Source organism: Methanospirillum sp., from assembly GCF_035406105.1.
Lineage (GTDB): Archaea > Halobacteriota > Methanomicrobia > Methanomicrobiales > Methanospirillaceae > Methanospirillum.
Map to the genome: position 1 here is coordinate 1 of NZ_DAONKG010000008.1, position 15,682 is coordinate 15,682.

Here is a 15,682-nt window from a genome sequence, read left to right on the forward strand (position 1 = left end):
ATGATATCATCCAGTGATTTGCCCTGACTATCAACCTGAACAATAACATCACCAACCTGTACTGTAATCTGATTCGGATTCTGTGTATTATTGATATTCTGAATCTGCTTTGATATGTTATACTCGTCCATTACCGTATTATAACCTTTTTCAGGTATCATTGAATTGAATACATTTACAAGGTTTTCAGTATCTGATGACGTTCCGGTATTCTGATTTAGTACAGTGTATAAGTCCAGCATGGAACGCAGATCCTCTGTGGAAAGTTTTGCTTCTGCCTTCTCTTCTTTGGTTTCATTACTTTTTAGTCCGACAGATTCTAGAAATCCACCAAGGACCTGTCTTGTTGAATCCAAAAACATGTTGGGATCGAATGTCGTAACTGCTGTCCCGATCTGTTCTGCCGTTGGTGCAATACCTTTTGCAAAGTATTTTCCACCAAGAAAAATATCTGTTGTACTTGCTCCGAATACATCATTGTAAGCATCTGATACGAACTTCTTTATATTTCCGTTTGTTCCCGGAATATAGTCAGTTAAATTAAGTATCTCTTTTCCGACTCCTTTGGATGTTAGGAGCATTGGATTTATAAGAAACAATGTTTCTATCGGTTTGTTATATATCCTTTTCATCGTTTCGGTTATAGGGCTTAATAATGGATTCTGACTGTTTAAGGATTCATTTATAACTTTGTCAAGTGTTTTGAACTGTTCAATATCCTGTTTTCCTTCTTCCAGATTTTTCTCATACCCGACTGATATAATATACCGGAATAATCCAAAAGTCATGAGATCCTGAATTTTCTGGGATTCTCTTATCTCTTCCGGAGTTTTTCCTTCCCTCATAAGTGAACCGGCATTGGCAATTTCAGTCACTGCTGCTACCGGAACAAGATATTTAGCAGCCTGACTTAATCCTTTTCCCATGACATTACCAATCATGCCGGTACCTTCACCTGCCTTAATCAGACCGAGACCTCCAACCTTTGATAAAACACCGGCACCTTCTGCCCCTGCAATACCAATTCCTTTGTTAATAAGATATGGTGAAATGTGATGGGTAAGTAACCGGGAACCGCCAAGCCATGCACCACCTGCTATGATTGAATTCAACATAAATGCTTGGAATTCAGGGCTATCAAGACCATATTCTGCTGCTACACGAGTTCCACCCATTATTGTAAACGGATCGGTTGGTTTCATTCCTTCCTTGATATTATATTCTCCACCACCCCAGAGATCCTTAAGTAATCCGGGTTTTGAAATTCCCTTTAATCCTTTGAATAGTCTGCTAAAGAATGAATCAGTGGATTTACCAGTGTCAGGAACGAATTTTTCATATGTTTCCAATACATCGTTTGCATAAGAATACCCTTCTGATGTATCAATCCATGAATACTTCCCGGTATCTTCTATTGTTCCTTTCGTTTTACCGGTATCAGGTCCATATCTTTTGGTTGCCCTGTCTATAGCCTCGTCTAATATTGAAGTTGGAACTTTTTCTTTTGTTTTTGAGAGAAAATCAGTTATATTTTTAATAATTGAATCAATTATTCCTTTTATTTTTTCAGTATCGAGAATGTTCTTCATTTTTCCTATAATATCGGTAAAGAATCTGAATAATGCATCAGGTATAATTTTTATTGCGGATTCGGGAATCTTGAATTCCGGAATTTTTAATCCTTTAAATACCAGATCGAGGGGTGATACTGATTTCATACCAGAGCCCAGATATGGAATCATCTCTTCGACAACTGATTTTGGACGTGTTAAAGACACTCTATTGTTTCCCGATAAAGGATTGGCTCCTGCACCACCATTCCATGTTTCATTATCAACAATGACATGGAAAGCACCGGCATCGAATGATGCATTTACATAATCACTGGTTTCTCTGGTATATTTTGAAATATCACCCATGTATTTTCTGTTATCGGATGATATCTGTCTGAATGTGAGAATTGCACTGTCAGGTGAGTAAATAGTTCCGTTTGAGTAAACATCACCTTCTGCTTTACGATTTCCTGTTAAATCGTTGATGTTCTTTGATTTGATAAATTTCTCAACGTTCTGTTCCCCGTATAAATCGACAAGATCCGCAGGAAGTATGGCTTCGCCCGGTGCAATTAATGCAGGACCCTGCGGGGTAATCGCCGGGACGCTGTCAATCCCCTCGCGTTCTCCCTGAACAATACCGTTTTCAAATACATCTCCTTTTTTGAAGCCAAGAAGTTTTCCAACATCCTGTACATTGGTTACTCCGGTAAATGAGGAAAGAAGTGATGGCAATCTGAAATCCTGATTTAATGCCTCTGCTACGGTATTGATGGCAAATGCAAATGCTTCCCACACCAGTATTCCATTGACAGCAAACACTGCAATTCCCTTTAATACATTTGCAAATCCGGTTGCTGTTATTGTTCCGAGTGCAAATGCATCAGATAATCCTTTTAAGTATGCAATGGTCTTGATTATAGCCCCGCTAATTGTCATCAGGGATGCACCAAACGCTGTAATTGGCTGCAGGAACAATGAAACAACCAGAGCCATGGATGACATCTGAAGTATCCAACCCTTGCCAAACATGTCATTTGTGGATATAAACTTGATAATATCAACGAATGTGTTTAACCCGGTCAGAATCGGAGGTAATGCTTCAGGAAGTGCCTTGAAAAATTCCTGCATCTTCTCTATATTTCCAGATTCATTTATGCTCTCAAATACATTTGTAAATGATGTACTAATTGCATCAATTGTTTCCGGATTGAAAATCCTGGCACCAAATGAAGCAAGACCAACGCTCCACGATGCCTGTAACCCGGTAATATCCTTCCACGATTTTAACAATGTATTGGTGTTAACACCAAGGTCTTTCATTACCTTATTTGCTTTGATGGTTTCCTCTGCAAATGTATTGGACATTCCTATTGATTTAAACAGGTTTTCAATATCACTTAACGGGGTCAGCAAGGATGAGAATCCCTGCCGGAGTGTCATAACGACTCCCTGAATGGAGAAGTAAACTCCCATGGCACTCATTGACAGACTTGCAAAACGCCATGAGATATCCTTGAACATATTTCCTGTTTTCCAGAGTGTTGTAAATTCCCGCCTGATACCTTCAATCCTCCGTTCAAAATTCTGAAATACCGGGATTGTTGATTTGGTATCTTTCAATGCATGTCTAATAAACTGTTCAAACTGCATCTTGACCTGATCAGAGGTCATTCCCATTTCTTTCAATTCAGTATCAGTTCTTTTGATTTCTGCAGTAATACGTGCAACTTCACGTGGTTCAATATCAATAATCGGTTCACCCTGTCCGGTCTCGCCTTTATAAACCTTAACATCTTCCATTCGCTTGGAGATATCAACACCGACCCAGCCACGTGCACCTTTATGCCCGAATATGGTTTCTGCAAAGTCCTTGAGTTGATCTTCGAGATTTTCAATAACATCAAGATTCTTGATATACCGGAGTAACTGTGAATTGATGGGCTGTCCATTCTTTAATTTACCGGTTTTTAAAATTTCAGCATAATCCTCTCTCGGAATATCTTCAAACTGTCCACCGATGATCGTTTCAAATGTTGCACTTGTTATATATTCCTTTCCGGCTCCGACATTCCAGAAACGTTCACCCATCTCTTTCCACATGTTCTGCTTATTTTTCAGCCAGATGATCATGTCTTTTCTGGCCTTTCCAAGCATCGACATTTCTGCCTCTTCTGGTGGTGCAAAATAGTCTGTCGGGTTCCAGTTTCTCATATCAGGAAAGCCGACATTGATACTCCGATATCCTGAAAGATACTGTCTTACAACATGCCCACGATACATCCCTTCTTTTTCGGGACCGAGATGCTCATATTTTCTTACGGGTTTTCCTGTTAATGTAAATTCAGTTGGTGCTTCCTTTGATTGCAGAGCAGTATCACCAAGTCCACCGATTCCATAGCCTCTGGTTGTATTGTATAAAATGGTATTTAATTTGTTTAAAATTGTATTGGTTTGTAATAATGTCTTGACTAATACGGATATTCCGTTAAAACCACTGGTTAACGAAACAATTATTCCTGACTGATTTGCATCTGATGAAAGCAATCCACCATACATAAATGACGGGAGATCACTACCAATTAATGAACCACCGGTTGCAAATGATTTCCCGGTGAATATTCCACTGTGACTGATTGGTCTTCCTGCAGAACTTAATGCATCACGCAGAAAACCCGGTATAATATAGGCCTGATCATTGTTCCCGCCGGTAACCCGCAATTTGGCATAAATTCTGTCATCATCAACATCTCCCGGACCAACTATCTTGGATATTCCCGATCCGCCTGATGAAAACATGTCGAGGTACCCGAATGATGGTTCATCCGGTGTAATTCTCTTGTCATAACGTGAATCGGATCGCATCATATCGAGAATACCCGCTCCGGTTTGTGCGTTTCCTCCTCCAATCTTTCTTAAGAATGCACTGGAAACCGTATATTCCCCGTTCGAAACCAGTGCATCAATTCCACCGGCACCGCCGGACGCCCTTTTTCCATATCTCTGTTTTAATCTATCCAGTACGGTTTCATTGATATTCCGTATTATGGCATTCGGAGTTTTTGAGTTACCATGAATTCCGCGTAACTGTTCGTCAACAGATATACCACCAAGCATGATACTTTGTTCACGTAACAATCTGGGGACATGTCGTGCGAGATCAAACTCATGGTTCCGATCCATTCCATGTCTTCTGTAAAATCTTAAAGTTTCCGGATATTTTAATGGTGTCAGTGAAAACTTTGTAACCCCTGATTCATACGCATGTTTCATTGCTTCAACAAAAACCTGTGAACCTATACCTTTTCCACGGACGGAACCACGGGTACCAAAGAAGTTGACATATGTTGATATAGGTGTGAAATTACTGTATAATAAGGAACTTAATAATTCATTGGATTTGCTATCCAATGCAGCAACCAAACCCATTTTGTTTAATTTTCCATTGTAAATTTTTAAGTTATTTATTATTGTATCCAGATTATCAAGAGCATAATTACTTCCGGTTCGCTGCATCCAGTTTAAATTTGGCATTTCTGCATCCATAACAGGCTTTGAAAGATCATAGATATGCTTTATTAAATTGGGATCTACCATATCACCGGGTTTGAAATGAACAAGTCTGAATCCCCGTTCGTCAGGATCTCCAATGGTAAATTGTTCAAGCATATTCTTTATTAATGTATTGTCATTTGATTTTGGAATCCATGACTGTACCTGTTGCAGAGCACCCTGAAATTGTGTTGTTGCATTTGAAACAACGGTATTCATTCCAGATTCGGAACCAAACATGAACTGCATGACTTCTTTTGCATAATCAGGATTTTCAAACAATGGCCTTCTGATATGCCTTATAACGGCCCTGTAATTGCGGTTATCATTGCCTGCAGCGTTTTTATATGCAAGATTGATGCTTGGATTCATCAAATTATCATAATTCGGAGGTCTTACACGGGTCTGGACATGTCTCCGCATCTGCATTATTTTGTTTACAGATTCAAGCATTCGCTGTTGCAATGCCTGATGATGTTCATTCTTTGCAGTTACCTGTTTTCGCAATTGCTGTATTTTTGCAACAGATTGTAACTGACGTAATTTCAGAACACTCTGTTGTGCATTACGTTGTAACACAGGATTTATCCATGATCCATTTGCAAATTTTGGAATAGATGATCCGCCGAATCTTCTTATATGTAAATTTTTGATATCTTCAATTGAATATGCAAATAATTCATTCAGGTTCCCATAGTAATTTCTAATAAACGGTATAAAATTCGAAAGTGTCATCTTGGAATATACATTATATGAATCATCACCCACCGCATAAATTTTAAGTTCCTTTCTCAGTCTCTCGATTGCAATCTGTTTTGCATTTGGGGATGCATTTTTATATAACGAATGTATAAGTTCATGCAGAATTGTGTCCTGTGTACTATCATCTTTCAGATGAATCTCATTGGATGCACTATTATAATACCCTGCTGAAAAATTATAATAAGGATCTGTTTTTTTCATTTTATGAATCTCTAATGCAAAATCATAATTACCCATCTGGGACGCAAGTGTTCTTCTCCATGACTTTGGTATACGGGCAAAGACATTCTGAACATTCTTATACAATTCTGTATTAGGTTCGATTCCGCGTATATGTGGTTTTGAATAGTCTAGTAACAGCGAGTGATTCTTTTTATCTCTATATAATTCATAAAATTTATCATTTTGTTCTTTTATAATAGTTTCATTAAATATCTGTAATATTTTTCTCTTTTTCTCTATATCCATACCTTCTGTTACACGATATCCTGTCATTGCTTCTTTGATATAGCGTGGTGCAACCCTGTACGCAACTGAACTTAACATACTATACGGTTTTTCGAGGAATGATGGGAGCGTCAGTGTTATTGTCTTCTTTTTTGGGTATGTTTTAATCAGTCCACCCAATGCTTTCTTATACGGAATAATAAATTCATACAGGGATTTGCCACGGCGTTGTGCACCGGGTTGTCTTTTATAAAACTCCAATGTGTGGGGATTTGCTGCACTTGTCCAGATCATTGGCATTTGTAACGCCTGTGCCTTTTCAAGTGCCATATTAAACAGTTGTTTTCCAAGACCCTGACCCTGAAAATTAAACTTTGGATGATCAGAAACACCAAGTCTGGTCATCTCATAAAATTTACCTTTTATACCGGAACTTTCAGCACCTACAGGAATCCCGTTAAAATCAAATATTGAACCTGATAAACCTGAAAAATACATCTCATCCAGTGCTTCACCCATCATCCCGGTACCGGCATATCTTGAATGATCAGCAAGATGCAGGAACGATTGATCTATGAAATCTCCCACGATCTTTTCCCGATCAAAGTGTGGCATCTCAAGTTCTGATGGGATTCTTGTTAACCGAAGATTTTTTAATGCATTCAGACCAGTGTTTGCTTTTTTTACTCCACGATTCTTTATTTTGTTTTCAAGAATGAACTGATCAATCCGTTTTAAAAATGCTTCATCAACCGGAGGTATTACACTTAGATTTACAGATTTCGGCAGTTGTGAAACTCCGGATTTCACAATCTGCATATCTTTCATCTGATCTTCAAGTCGTGCAAACTTTAAATTGTTTTTAAATATAGCATTATATGGTTTATTACTTAACGGGTTTCCACCAACTCTGAATGGTTCACCTGTCTTATAGTATTTAGGTTTTAATCCAGATCTTGCACGACGTATTTTATTTGCAATACTTCCCCCGTTCCTGATTTTTTCCATTTCTAAACGGTTGAAAGACTGATGTCTCCGGAGTTCACCAAAAAAGGCACTGGGAGCAATCTCAATTCCACGTTTTGTAAGCTCACGGGATGCACGCTTGACACGTGGATGATTTACAGATAATGTGTTAATCTCATTAGGAAAAATTCCAATGGAACGAAGGATGTCCGGTGTTATTTTACTCACTGTTCGTGCACGGGTAGCATATATTAACGGTTTTAATGCAACACGTAATCCCTCTTCCACAGGTGCAAGCAAATTATCAGTGTGCATTGTATTGGCGTTCATTTCGATATAATCTCTGTATTTCTTTGGAATATCAGGAATCTCACCCACTTCCTCCCGTTTAACACGTTCAAGCCTTGACATTAACTCTTTTTGTGATTCCTTGGTCTTCCCAATAGTTCTATTGTTATTGATTATTAAATTGGCAATCTCTTCCAGTGACATCCCACCAGCAATAAGAGTTTTAATATGATCCCGTGGATTAACCATAAAAACATATATAAATTTTTCCACATATAAAGATTATAAGGTAATTTTTATTACAATGTAATATAAATAAGAAACACAAATAATAAATATATGGAAATGCCAATAGGTATGTGCACACAAACACAACAAGATGGAGGACTCTTTTCACCTCTTTCCTTCATTTTGTTAAGGGGTTTAAAAATAGTGTTTATTAAAGCAGCCCTTTTGATGCTAAAATCGAAAAGTAGCGCTTCCAAACGATTTTCGACACTTCGAGATCAAACATGATGGTTTTTGGCCAGTTTGGATCTTCAAGGATTTCATGTGGAAGTTTCCCGGAGAGCATTGCCAGAAAACCAATGGACTCTTTATATTGTTCCTGTCTTGCAAGATATCCATCAGGATCGACATATTCACCGAGTTCTTCACGATTCTTGAACAGGTCGAAAGTTGGTCGTATTTATGGAACTGTTTGTGCTAATTGCCTGAAATATTGGCATGATATCAAACCACGGTACTTCATCCCATTGATGACTGACAATAACATGAGGCATGACTTCCTTGATCCATTTTTGCATGGCCACTCTCATTATTTCAGCCTCACGTGGTGATGGGAGTCTGACCTTTTCTTCATCATATGTTCCAGTTTCCTCATTCCATTTTCTCCGGTATTCTTCCAGTGCATTGGCCTTTTCATTTTCTGCTTCCATTAAAATTGAAAAGTGAATCCAGCCAATATCACCTGTCGGGACTTTTACTCTGTATGTATCGGTTTCCGTAGTAACTTCGAGTTCAAATGGGTTTTTTCGTTTTGAAACCATAGTTATTGATGGATTTTGCCATTTTATAAATAATATGGATATTGAAGAGTTAAATATAGAAAAATATTTATGAACCGAATGTAAATGAACACTTTCTGGTTTTGTTATCTACAGGGACCTTGAAATTAATGGTTTTCTCGAACTGATTACGTCCGTTTGCACTTGCATCACCATCAGTCAACGCGAATTTTGAGATAACGATGGTTCCTATAGTGCTTGTTCCTTCCGGATTTCGGAATTCAATTGTTGCACCATCTACAATAATCTGGTTTTTGTTTGCATTTGATGGGGTTTTTGATAATGGATCTCCGGTTAGATATATTGATTTAAACAGGTCGTAATCTGTTGGAGAAACCGTAAAAGAACCGGATATTGTTACATTGTCATTTTGGACAAGATCCTGAAGATATTCAGATCCGATGATGAAATTTTGCTGATCAAACGGGCGTTCAAGACGTAACCGAAGTGATTTTACTTTCATATTCCCTATTTTTGTATTGTAGAATACGGAAATTGGTGCGGTATATTCTGCAGATGAACATGGATTGTTTGTAGAATATGATGCAAATGTCCCAATCCAGTTTGCTGTAATTTTTGTATAATCATTAACGTTACAATTTATTTCGATTGAAGTGATTGCACAACTCCCGAATTCAAATGTATTATCAAATTCATCAGAAACTTTAATTGGAATTACACTGTCCGGTGCAAATGTCTCTACGTTGGCGGCCTGATTTCCACCCATAAATTGTTTAATGACTGTTTGCCACCCATTATTTCCGGGACGGTAAGCGCCTCCGAATGAACCAGTGTATACAACACCACCACCATATATCTCGGGTTCTGTAGCATGTCCGAATGACTTTTCAACAATGGGATTTCTCTGGGCATTGTATGAAACGTCACTTACCGGCACTGCCACATTATTGACCATAATTCCTCGTGCCATGGTTTTTATATTTAAAGTTTACGTTATATAAAAAACATGGGGAGTGATATTATAAAAATAAATTATAAAAGATTATGCTGGTGGATATACATCAACATAAAAGTGTTTGTCATTGTTGATAATACCGACCCAGTTAATGGTCTTATTGAATCTATCCTGACCCCGTGCTTCACGGGATGCTTCGGTAAGTTTAGCTTCATCTGCGGTGATTCTGGTAACCACACGGGTTCCATCCGGAGTATGGAGAGTAACCACAAATTTACCTGATGGAATTGCGTTTGCCAGAACGGTGCTCTGTGTCGGGCTTGAGTCAACCTGACCAAAGTATTCATGTTTGTCCTGATCCAGTGTATTGACAGAGTCATCATTAGTTCCAGCGATCATCGCACGGATTTTATCCCAGTCTGACGGGGCAAGGGAGATTGAACCACCAAGTTCAGTCATTCCGTTATAGAGCAGATCATAGAGGAATTGGGAACCAATCATATATGCATCCCGATCAATCTGACGGCCGATATTCATCTTGAATTCTGCACATTTGAATGCAGTTGGTGAACCATTTTCAGGCTGCCATGTTAACACGGCATTATAGAAGATTGCCGGGTCACCATTGATGGTTGAGTTTGAGTTGTGTGGAAGATCATAAACTTCAGATCGTCTGGCAATCCATTCAGCACTGAATTCTGCGTATTTCTTTGTCGCCAGTGAGATTTCAAATGAACTGATACCGACTCCACGGTAGATAGTGGTGGTTCCACGTGTACCACTTGGTGTCTTTGCCTGTTCATCAACAATCTTCAGGGCAAGCACTGACGGAATCATGGAAAGTTCATATCGTTTTCCGGTTGCTGCCTGATTCGGAAGGCTTGGGGCATCCGGAATTGTCTCTCCCTGATACCCAAGGATACCTTCAAGGAATCCTGATAAGTGAAAATCCCAGCCTCTCCATACGCCATTGATTGACCCTGATGCATTATATACACCACCAAAGAGTGATGCTGCTGCAACAGAATCAGTGGCTTCTTCACGGATAGTTTCACGATTTGCAGTATCAGTATGTGCCTGAACACGTAATGTGGTGAACTTTGGAGTGTCAGGATATGTTGGGTAGTTTGGATATCTTATAAAGTCAAGGGTAGCAGTCTGTGATTCAGTTGCTCCCAGAACTCCGGCACGGTAACCCGGAGTAATACCATATGTATCCATAAGGACTTCATCATATGCATACGGGTCCTTAGTAATACAAATCTCTCGTTTTGCGACCATAATTCTTGTCCTCCATGGAGACGGTCATAAAACATTGGAATTTACCTCATTTATATATGATGTAAAAATGTTTGCATTACATTTATATATTGTAAATTGAATGCCACAATACTACATACGATTAAAATGCAAATCTGATTAATATTAATGAAAAATATTAACTGGTTGAAAATTAGTTGTTGTTGTCAATCCAGTCTACTTCAAAGTCATATGTTGCATAGATTTCAACACGTGTTGATTCTCCGTTTGGATACGGGATAACGCGTGTAAATTTAAATGATGTACAACTTGGCACACCGGAATCCTCAACATATTTTGTCACATTTTCCAGTATCTCAACTATATGTATTGGCATTTCATTATTGTTATCTTCATTGTACAGAATGACGATTTCAACAGAATCCCAGTAACTTTCTGTTGTAATAATCTCATGGTTATAACCGGTATATCTGACAACACATTCCATAGGCTGCAGATATCCGGTATCCTGCGGATAAACAGTATAACCTAACTGTTTCAGACCTTCTTCGACGGCCATTTTGACATCCCGTTGCCGCCTGACTCTTCGCACCATAATAAAACTTAAATTGGAATTGACTATATAAAGATGTTATTAAAACAGGAATGATTAAAGTGGACTTTATATGAGTTTTCTGCCGGCACGGATGTATGTTGTGGTGATTCGTTTGGACTCTTTTATTAACGTTGTTCGTTGTACAGGTGATAAAGTTGGTTGTTGTAAAAGATGGTAAATTCCTTCTACCGCACCCATTGCCTTGATATACTGGCTGATTTGCGCATTTAGTCTGGATTCGGCACCATGAATTCTCTGTTCAAACATTTTTTGCCAGCGTTCCCAATATCTGTGAGTAATACCAATCCATCGCCCATGTGCATGAATACGTTTATCCAGTTCAGGGATATACGGAGTCCCCCTGACAGTTCTGGTACCATGTATCAGGAAGTTCACGTAATCTGCGTTATTTGTAGGGGCATAGACAGAAGTCACGTATAATTCTGCACCCCATATTGAAACATTCATGATACGAAGGGAGTTTTTCAACTGACCGGTATTCTTAAATGGTCGTTTTCCAATCTGTGGATATGGCTGGTTTCCTTTTAATTTCATCTGGGTCGGAGTGATGATAAACGATCTGATATTTGTTCTTCTGTTCGCTCCGGTATTGGGATTTCCAAAATAACGACCATATGCACGTCTGTTAAAATAATTCTCAACATTCTGAATCCAGTATCTCATGAGTTGTCTGACTTCCTTATTAATTAATGTGATTATATAGGACTGGATATGCTTACCAAATGCAACACGATCCTTAAATTTCGCAGGAATTTTATAGTCTTTTGACATATAAAAATATGTTCCGTGTGAGAGCATTACGGATACAATCTCTTTTGACGGATGTGGTTTTGTACCGAACGGTATCCCGACTTTTTTTGGATCGATATTTATTCTGAACGTTCGCGAATTCATGCAAGATCAGATATTGTCATGGTTCCGGATGTTGGTAATGTATTCATGGTAGCGATATCCGGAATGAGTTCATCGGTAAACGGGCACCCGAACAGCAAAGACAGACATTGTTTTGCATCACTTTGATCATACGATACCTGCAATGCCGATGTCTGTGGCTCCGTTCCTTCAAGCCGCTCTGCAAGTTTTGTATAATTTCTGTAGGCAAAGTATTTGGCAAGTTGCACCGTGCATCGCTCAACCTTATACTGCTGAATCGTTTCAATATCGATATTCAGCATATCAGCAATCATCCGGATGGTATCATATCCTTCCTGTATACATTCATAAATTATTATATCATCAATTCTGGTAATATCAATCTGCGCCAGTGCATTCCGTACTTTGAAAATGAGGGAACTGAATTGTATAGCCATACAGGAATATATGTTAATTTCCTGTATTTAATAAAAATGTGTGTAAAAAATTCAGAAAAATGATGGGGATTATACTGCGGTCTTGTCACAGACAGTCTTAATCCGAAGAACTCTGTCGTTCTTGTTAATATCTTCCGGATCTGGACCACGTGGATACAGGAACGTTCCGAAGAACCGGGTGTTAATCCATTCATTGACACCATGATACGGGTTCCGGGCCTGTTCAACCTGCGGGACCTTGTCATTCACGAAGGTATAGTGATCTGCAGTACGTCCACTCCGGATAACAGCAATAGCATCACCAACATAATTGAGTTTCTTGCTACCCATCCAAGTAATACCGTAGGTCTGACGGGACCAGTCGAGATCGCTGGTGTTAACCTGAATCCGGCTTGCCACAGTATTTGCAGCATTGGTCAGGAAGCGTGCCGGTTCACGAATCTGTGAGTACAGCTTGCTTGGATAGTAAATGATGATACTGTCAATCTCACGTTCTGAAACATTCGTGGTATCCTGAGTAAAGAGCTTGTCAAGGAGATTACCAATGTCACCAGTGATATCAGCAGCGACATTGTTCCACTTGGTTCCTGCATCAACCTCAACACCGGCACCATTGATAAGGGTTTCAAGAATCTCCATATCACGGTATTCTGCAAATGCTTCTCCAGCCATCTGAACAGCATTCATAATCTGGTTTGCCTCATCAAGACGGACACGGGCAATGTCATCTACAGCAACACCTGAACGGTATTCCTTCAGAGTAAGATTCTTCTGGAAAGTTTCATATCTGGTATACGGTGCATGGATCTGCTCTCCAATCTGGAACGCACCACCCGGTTTGTTCTTCCTGAAATACATATGTACATCAAGATTATTGGTGGTACGCTGATTCACAGCATCAATGAACTCCATATTCTGAATGGTTTCGAGATCGACAAGTTCACTGATGGTCAGTGCTGATGCCTTTAATACCTTCTCTTCGAGCGTGAGATCCGAGGTATATGTTCCGAGTTTATATTCATCTACCATGTTATTTCACCTCACACACGTCTCTTGCTTACAATCCGTGACATCACAGGAACAATCGTGGTTGCAGTTGATTTTGCTGCCATTTCTACCTTTGCAACAACCCAGACACCACTGTCTCCGGAAACAACCTTTCTGTACAATCCGCCGGTGGCAACAGTAAGTTCATCACCCGGTTCAACAGTCTGATTCTTTGCAAGCGGAAGTCCGACAATGTCTCCTTCACGGAATGCGACAATCCCTGCAGTAGCCCAGTTTGCCATTTTACTGGCATATGGAATGCCCTGATCATCAACCTGATCAAGGAATCCTGCTTCAGGAAGCAGATGACCAACTGCACCCGGTCTTGGATCATTGGTATGATCAGGTACTGCGATGTATCCGTCAGGGTTAGCCCCTTCACCTGCCGGAACTGCAACGAGCATAGTCGGGGTTGCATCCGGATCAAACTGTGAAGATTTTGCAAGTACAACTGCCTGTCCTTTGTAACCAAACTGATACGGAGTGTAGTAACCAGTATTGGTCATTGGGGTCTGAATCTCCCCAAAATCCGGTTTCAATCTTACAACGAAACCAGTACCAGAATATTTTGGAATCATAACCATAATACATCACCCAATAAATACACCATGCTCATCGAAAATTCTGAGCTTTGATATTTTTTCACGCAGATCAGGTGAATTCTCTGCGTTCAGTTTTTTAAGAACATCACTGATCGTGATCTTCTGTCTTTGTTTTGGAGATGAACTCTCTCCCGATAATGGTTCCTTGAGGGGGCTGGTGATGCCTGAATGCTTGATTCTTGTCCGTTTATAACCTTCAAGGACTGATATTTTCTGCTCTAACGTTAGAGTCGAATCAGATACCAGTTCATCCGGATTCTCGATACCCAAGTCGCGGAGCTCCTTATACAGGGCATCGTACCTACTCTGAAGAGATGCTTTCGTTTCATTTCGGTATCGCTCCAGATCCGCCTCCATCCGGGATATTTTTTCGAGCAGTTCCTGAGGCAGTTTCTCCTGTGTACCATCATCTTCGGTTGATTTTGATACCTCGGCTGGCTTTTCAGTCTCCGGTGGTGACATCTGCAACGCCTTGATCTGCTCACTCACTGCAGACTTGACAAGTTCAGAAAGTTGTTCAGGTGTCAGCGTAATCATGTTCTGAACAGATGGCTGTTGCTGCTGTACAGACTGTTGTTCTGTCATTAATTTATCACCAATTTTGTCCAATTTTGAATTCATGCTCTGAATTCGCTTTTCGAGTTCCCCAATTGGTTCCTTCCAACCGTTAGATTCTGTGTTTGTTTCCATAATGTGATCATCCTCATTCGGTGCAGAAAACCTGAATTTTTCAACATTATACATTGATGGGATCATACCCGGATTCTGTGTAAGAGCGAGTTTATCAATATCAACTGATACTATCCGGTCGTTGGCATCCCGGTTGATTACAATTTCAGGTGATACAAATTTGTAACCCTGTTGTTGTCTCCTTGAAAATCGTTCAGAATCAAGAATGATTCCTTTCTGGATAATCTGACTGCCATCATCAGATAACTCGTATTTTCGGACTTCACCAATCTCGGTCCCGTCATGATTATCGATGATTTTCGCCGGGGATTTTCGTGACTGGATAATTTCATAAACGTGTCTAACCATTTCGGGAGTAACTTTGAGATGTTTCCTATCCATGTCAGTATATTCACCGACCTGTAAAATAGGACTTTCAATTAAGTATGTATCGAAAGATTTATAGTTAGACATCACAAGCATTTTAAAGTTTACAATATATAAATTATTCCAAAATAAAACAGATTACAAAAGATTTTATTAAATGGTTTGATTTTGTGATTTAAAAGATAAAAAATGGTCTGAATTGAAATTTATGAGTTTTGCTGGATTTTTCTTTCAGTTGTT

At 39.4% G+C, this 15,682-nt stretch carries 10 protein-coding genes; all 10 read right to left on the reverse strand.

Translation table 11 applies throughout. The features are described from left to right. On the reverse strand, window positions 1-7,841 hold a 7,841-nt coding region (locus PLA23_RS00855), incomplete at its 3' end, for a GNAT family N-acetyltransferase (protein ID WP_324473612.1). A 380-nt stretch (window positions 7,842-8,221) separates the two neighbouring features. Continuing rightward, the gene (locus PLA23_RS00860; protein ID WP_324328565.1) at window positions 8,222-8,617 is read right to left on the reverse strand and encodes a hypothetical protein; all 396 of its coding nucleotides are present in this window, start codon (window positions 8,615-8,617) and stop codon (window positions 8,222-8,224) included. A 67-nt stretch (window positions 8,618-8,684) separates the two neighbouring features. Next, a complete protein-coding gene (locus PLA23_RS00865; RefSeq protein ID WP_324473614.1) occupies window positions 8,685-9,551 on the reverse strand; it encodes a hypothetical protein in 867 nt (288 codons plus the stop codon). Window positions 9,552-9,638: 87 nt separating this feature from the next. Beyond that, on the reverse strand, window positions 9,639-10,832 hold the full coding sequence (locus tag PLA23_RS00870) for a phage tail tube protein (protein ID WP_324473616.1): 1,194 nt from the start codon (window positions 10,830-10,832) through the stop codon (window positions 9,639-9,641). A 172-nt stretch (window positions 10,833-11,004) separates the two neighbouring features. After that, window positions 11,005-11,370: a hypothetical protein gene (locus tag PLA23_RS00875; protein ID WP_324473617.1), complete on the reverse strand. Its 366-nt coding sequence runs from the start codon at window positions 11,368-11,370 to the stop codon at window positions 11,005-11,007. A 102-nt stretch (window positions 11,371-11,472) separates the two neighbouring features. Beyond that, window positions 11,473-12,321, reverse strand: coding sequence for a hypothetical protein (locus PLA23_RS00880; protein WP_324473619.1), 849 nt, complete (start codon window positions 12,319-12,321; stop codon window positions 11,473-11,475). Then, window positions 12,318-12,737, reverse strand: a complete 420-nt coding sequence (locus PLA23_RS00885; RefSeq protein ID WP_324329281.1) for a hypothetical protein — start codon at window positions 12,735-12,737, stop codon at window positions 12,318-12,320. The genes PLA23_RS00880 and PLA23_RS00885 overlap by 4 nt, the downstream gene beginning before the upstream one ends. 69 nt (window positions 12,738-12,806) lie before the next feature. Beyond that, window positions 12,807-13,766 carry a phage major capsid protein gene (locus PLA23_RS00890; RefSeq protein ID WP_324329280.1) on the reverse strand — a complete coding sequence of 320 codons (960 nt, stop codon included), beginning with the start codon at window positions 13,764-13,766 and terminating at the stop codon, window positions 12,807-12,809. A gap of 11 nt (window positions 13,767-13,777) precedes the next feature. Beyond that, window positions 13,778-14,290: a hypothetical protein gene (locus PLA23_RS00895; RefSeq protein ID WP_324329279.1), complete on the reverse strand. Its 513-nt coding sequence runs from the start codon at window positions 14,288-14,290 to the stop codon at window positions 13,778-13,780. Window positions 14,291-14,374: 84 nt separating this feature from the next. Beyond that, window positions 14,375-15,424, reverse strand: coding sequence for a hypothetical protein (locus PLA23_RS00900; protein WP_324329278.1), 1,050 nt, complete (start codon window positions 15,422-15,424; stop codon window positions 14,375-14,377). Window positions 15,425-15,682 lie beyond the last annotated feature (258 nt).

What these genes read in the sequence shown, in the direction of transcription:
- PLA23_RS00860 (WP_324328565.1), bottom strand. Translation starts at nt 8,617, where the DNA reads ATGGTTTCAAAACGAAAAAACCCATTTGAACTCGAAGTTACTACGGAA.
- PLA23_RS00865 (WP_324473614.1), bottom strand. Translation starts at nt 9,551, where the DNA reads ATGGTCAATAATGTGGCAGTGCCGGTAAGTGACGTTTCATACAATGCC.
- PLA23_RS00870 (WP_324473616.1), bottom strand. Translation starts at nt 10,832, where the DNA reads ATGGTCGCAAAACGAGAGATTTGTATTACTAAGGACCCGTATGCATAT.
- PLA23_RS00875 (WP_324473617.1), bottom strand. Translation starts at nt 11,370, where the DNA reads ATGGCCGTCGAAGAAGGTCTGAAACAGTTAGGTTATACTGTTTATCCG.
- PLA23_RS00880 (WP_324473619.1), bottom strand. Translation starts at nt 12,321, where the DNA reads ATGAATTCGCGAACGTTCAGAATAAATATCGATCCAAAAAAAGTCGGG.
- PLA23_RS00885 (WP_324329281.1), bottom strand. Translation starts at nt 12,737, where the DNA reads ATGGCTATACAATTCAGTTCCCTCATTTTCAAAGTACGGAATGCACTG.
- PLA23_RS00890 (WP_324329280.1), bottom strand. Translation starts at nt 13,766, where the DNA reads ATGGTAGATGAATATAAACTCGGAACATATACCTCGGATCTCACGCTC.
- PLA23_RS00895 (WP_324329279.1), bottom strand. Translation starts at nt 14,290, where the DNA reads ATGACCAATACTGGTTACTACACTCCGTATCAGTTTGGTTACAAAGGA.
- PLA23_RS00900 (WP_324329278.1), bottom strand. Translation starts at nt 15,424, where the DNA reads ATGGTTAGACACGTTTATGAAATTATCCAGTCACGAAAATCCCCGGCG.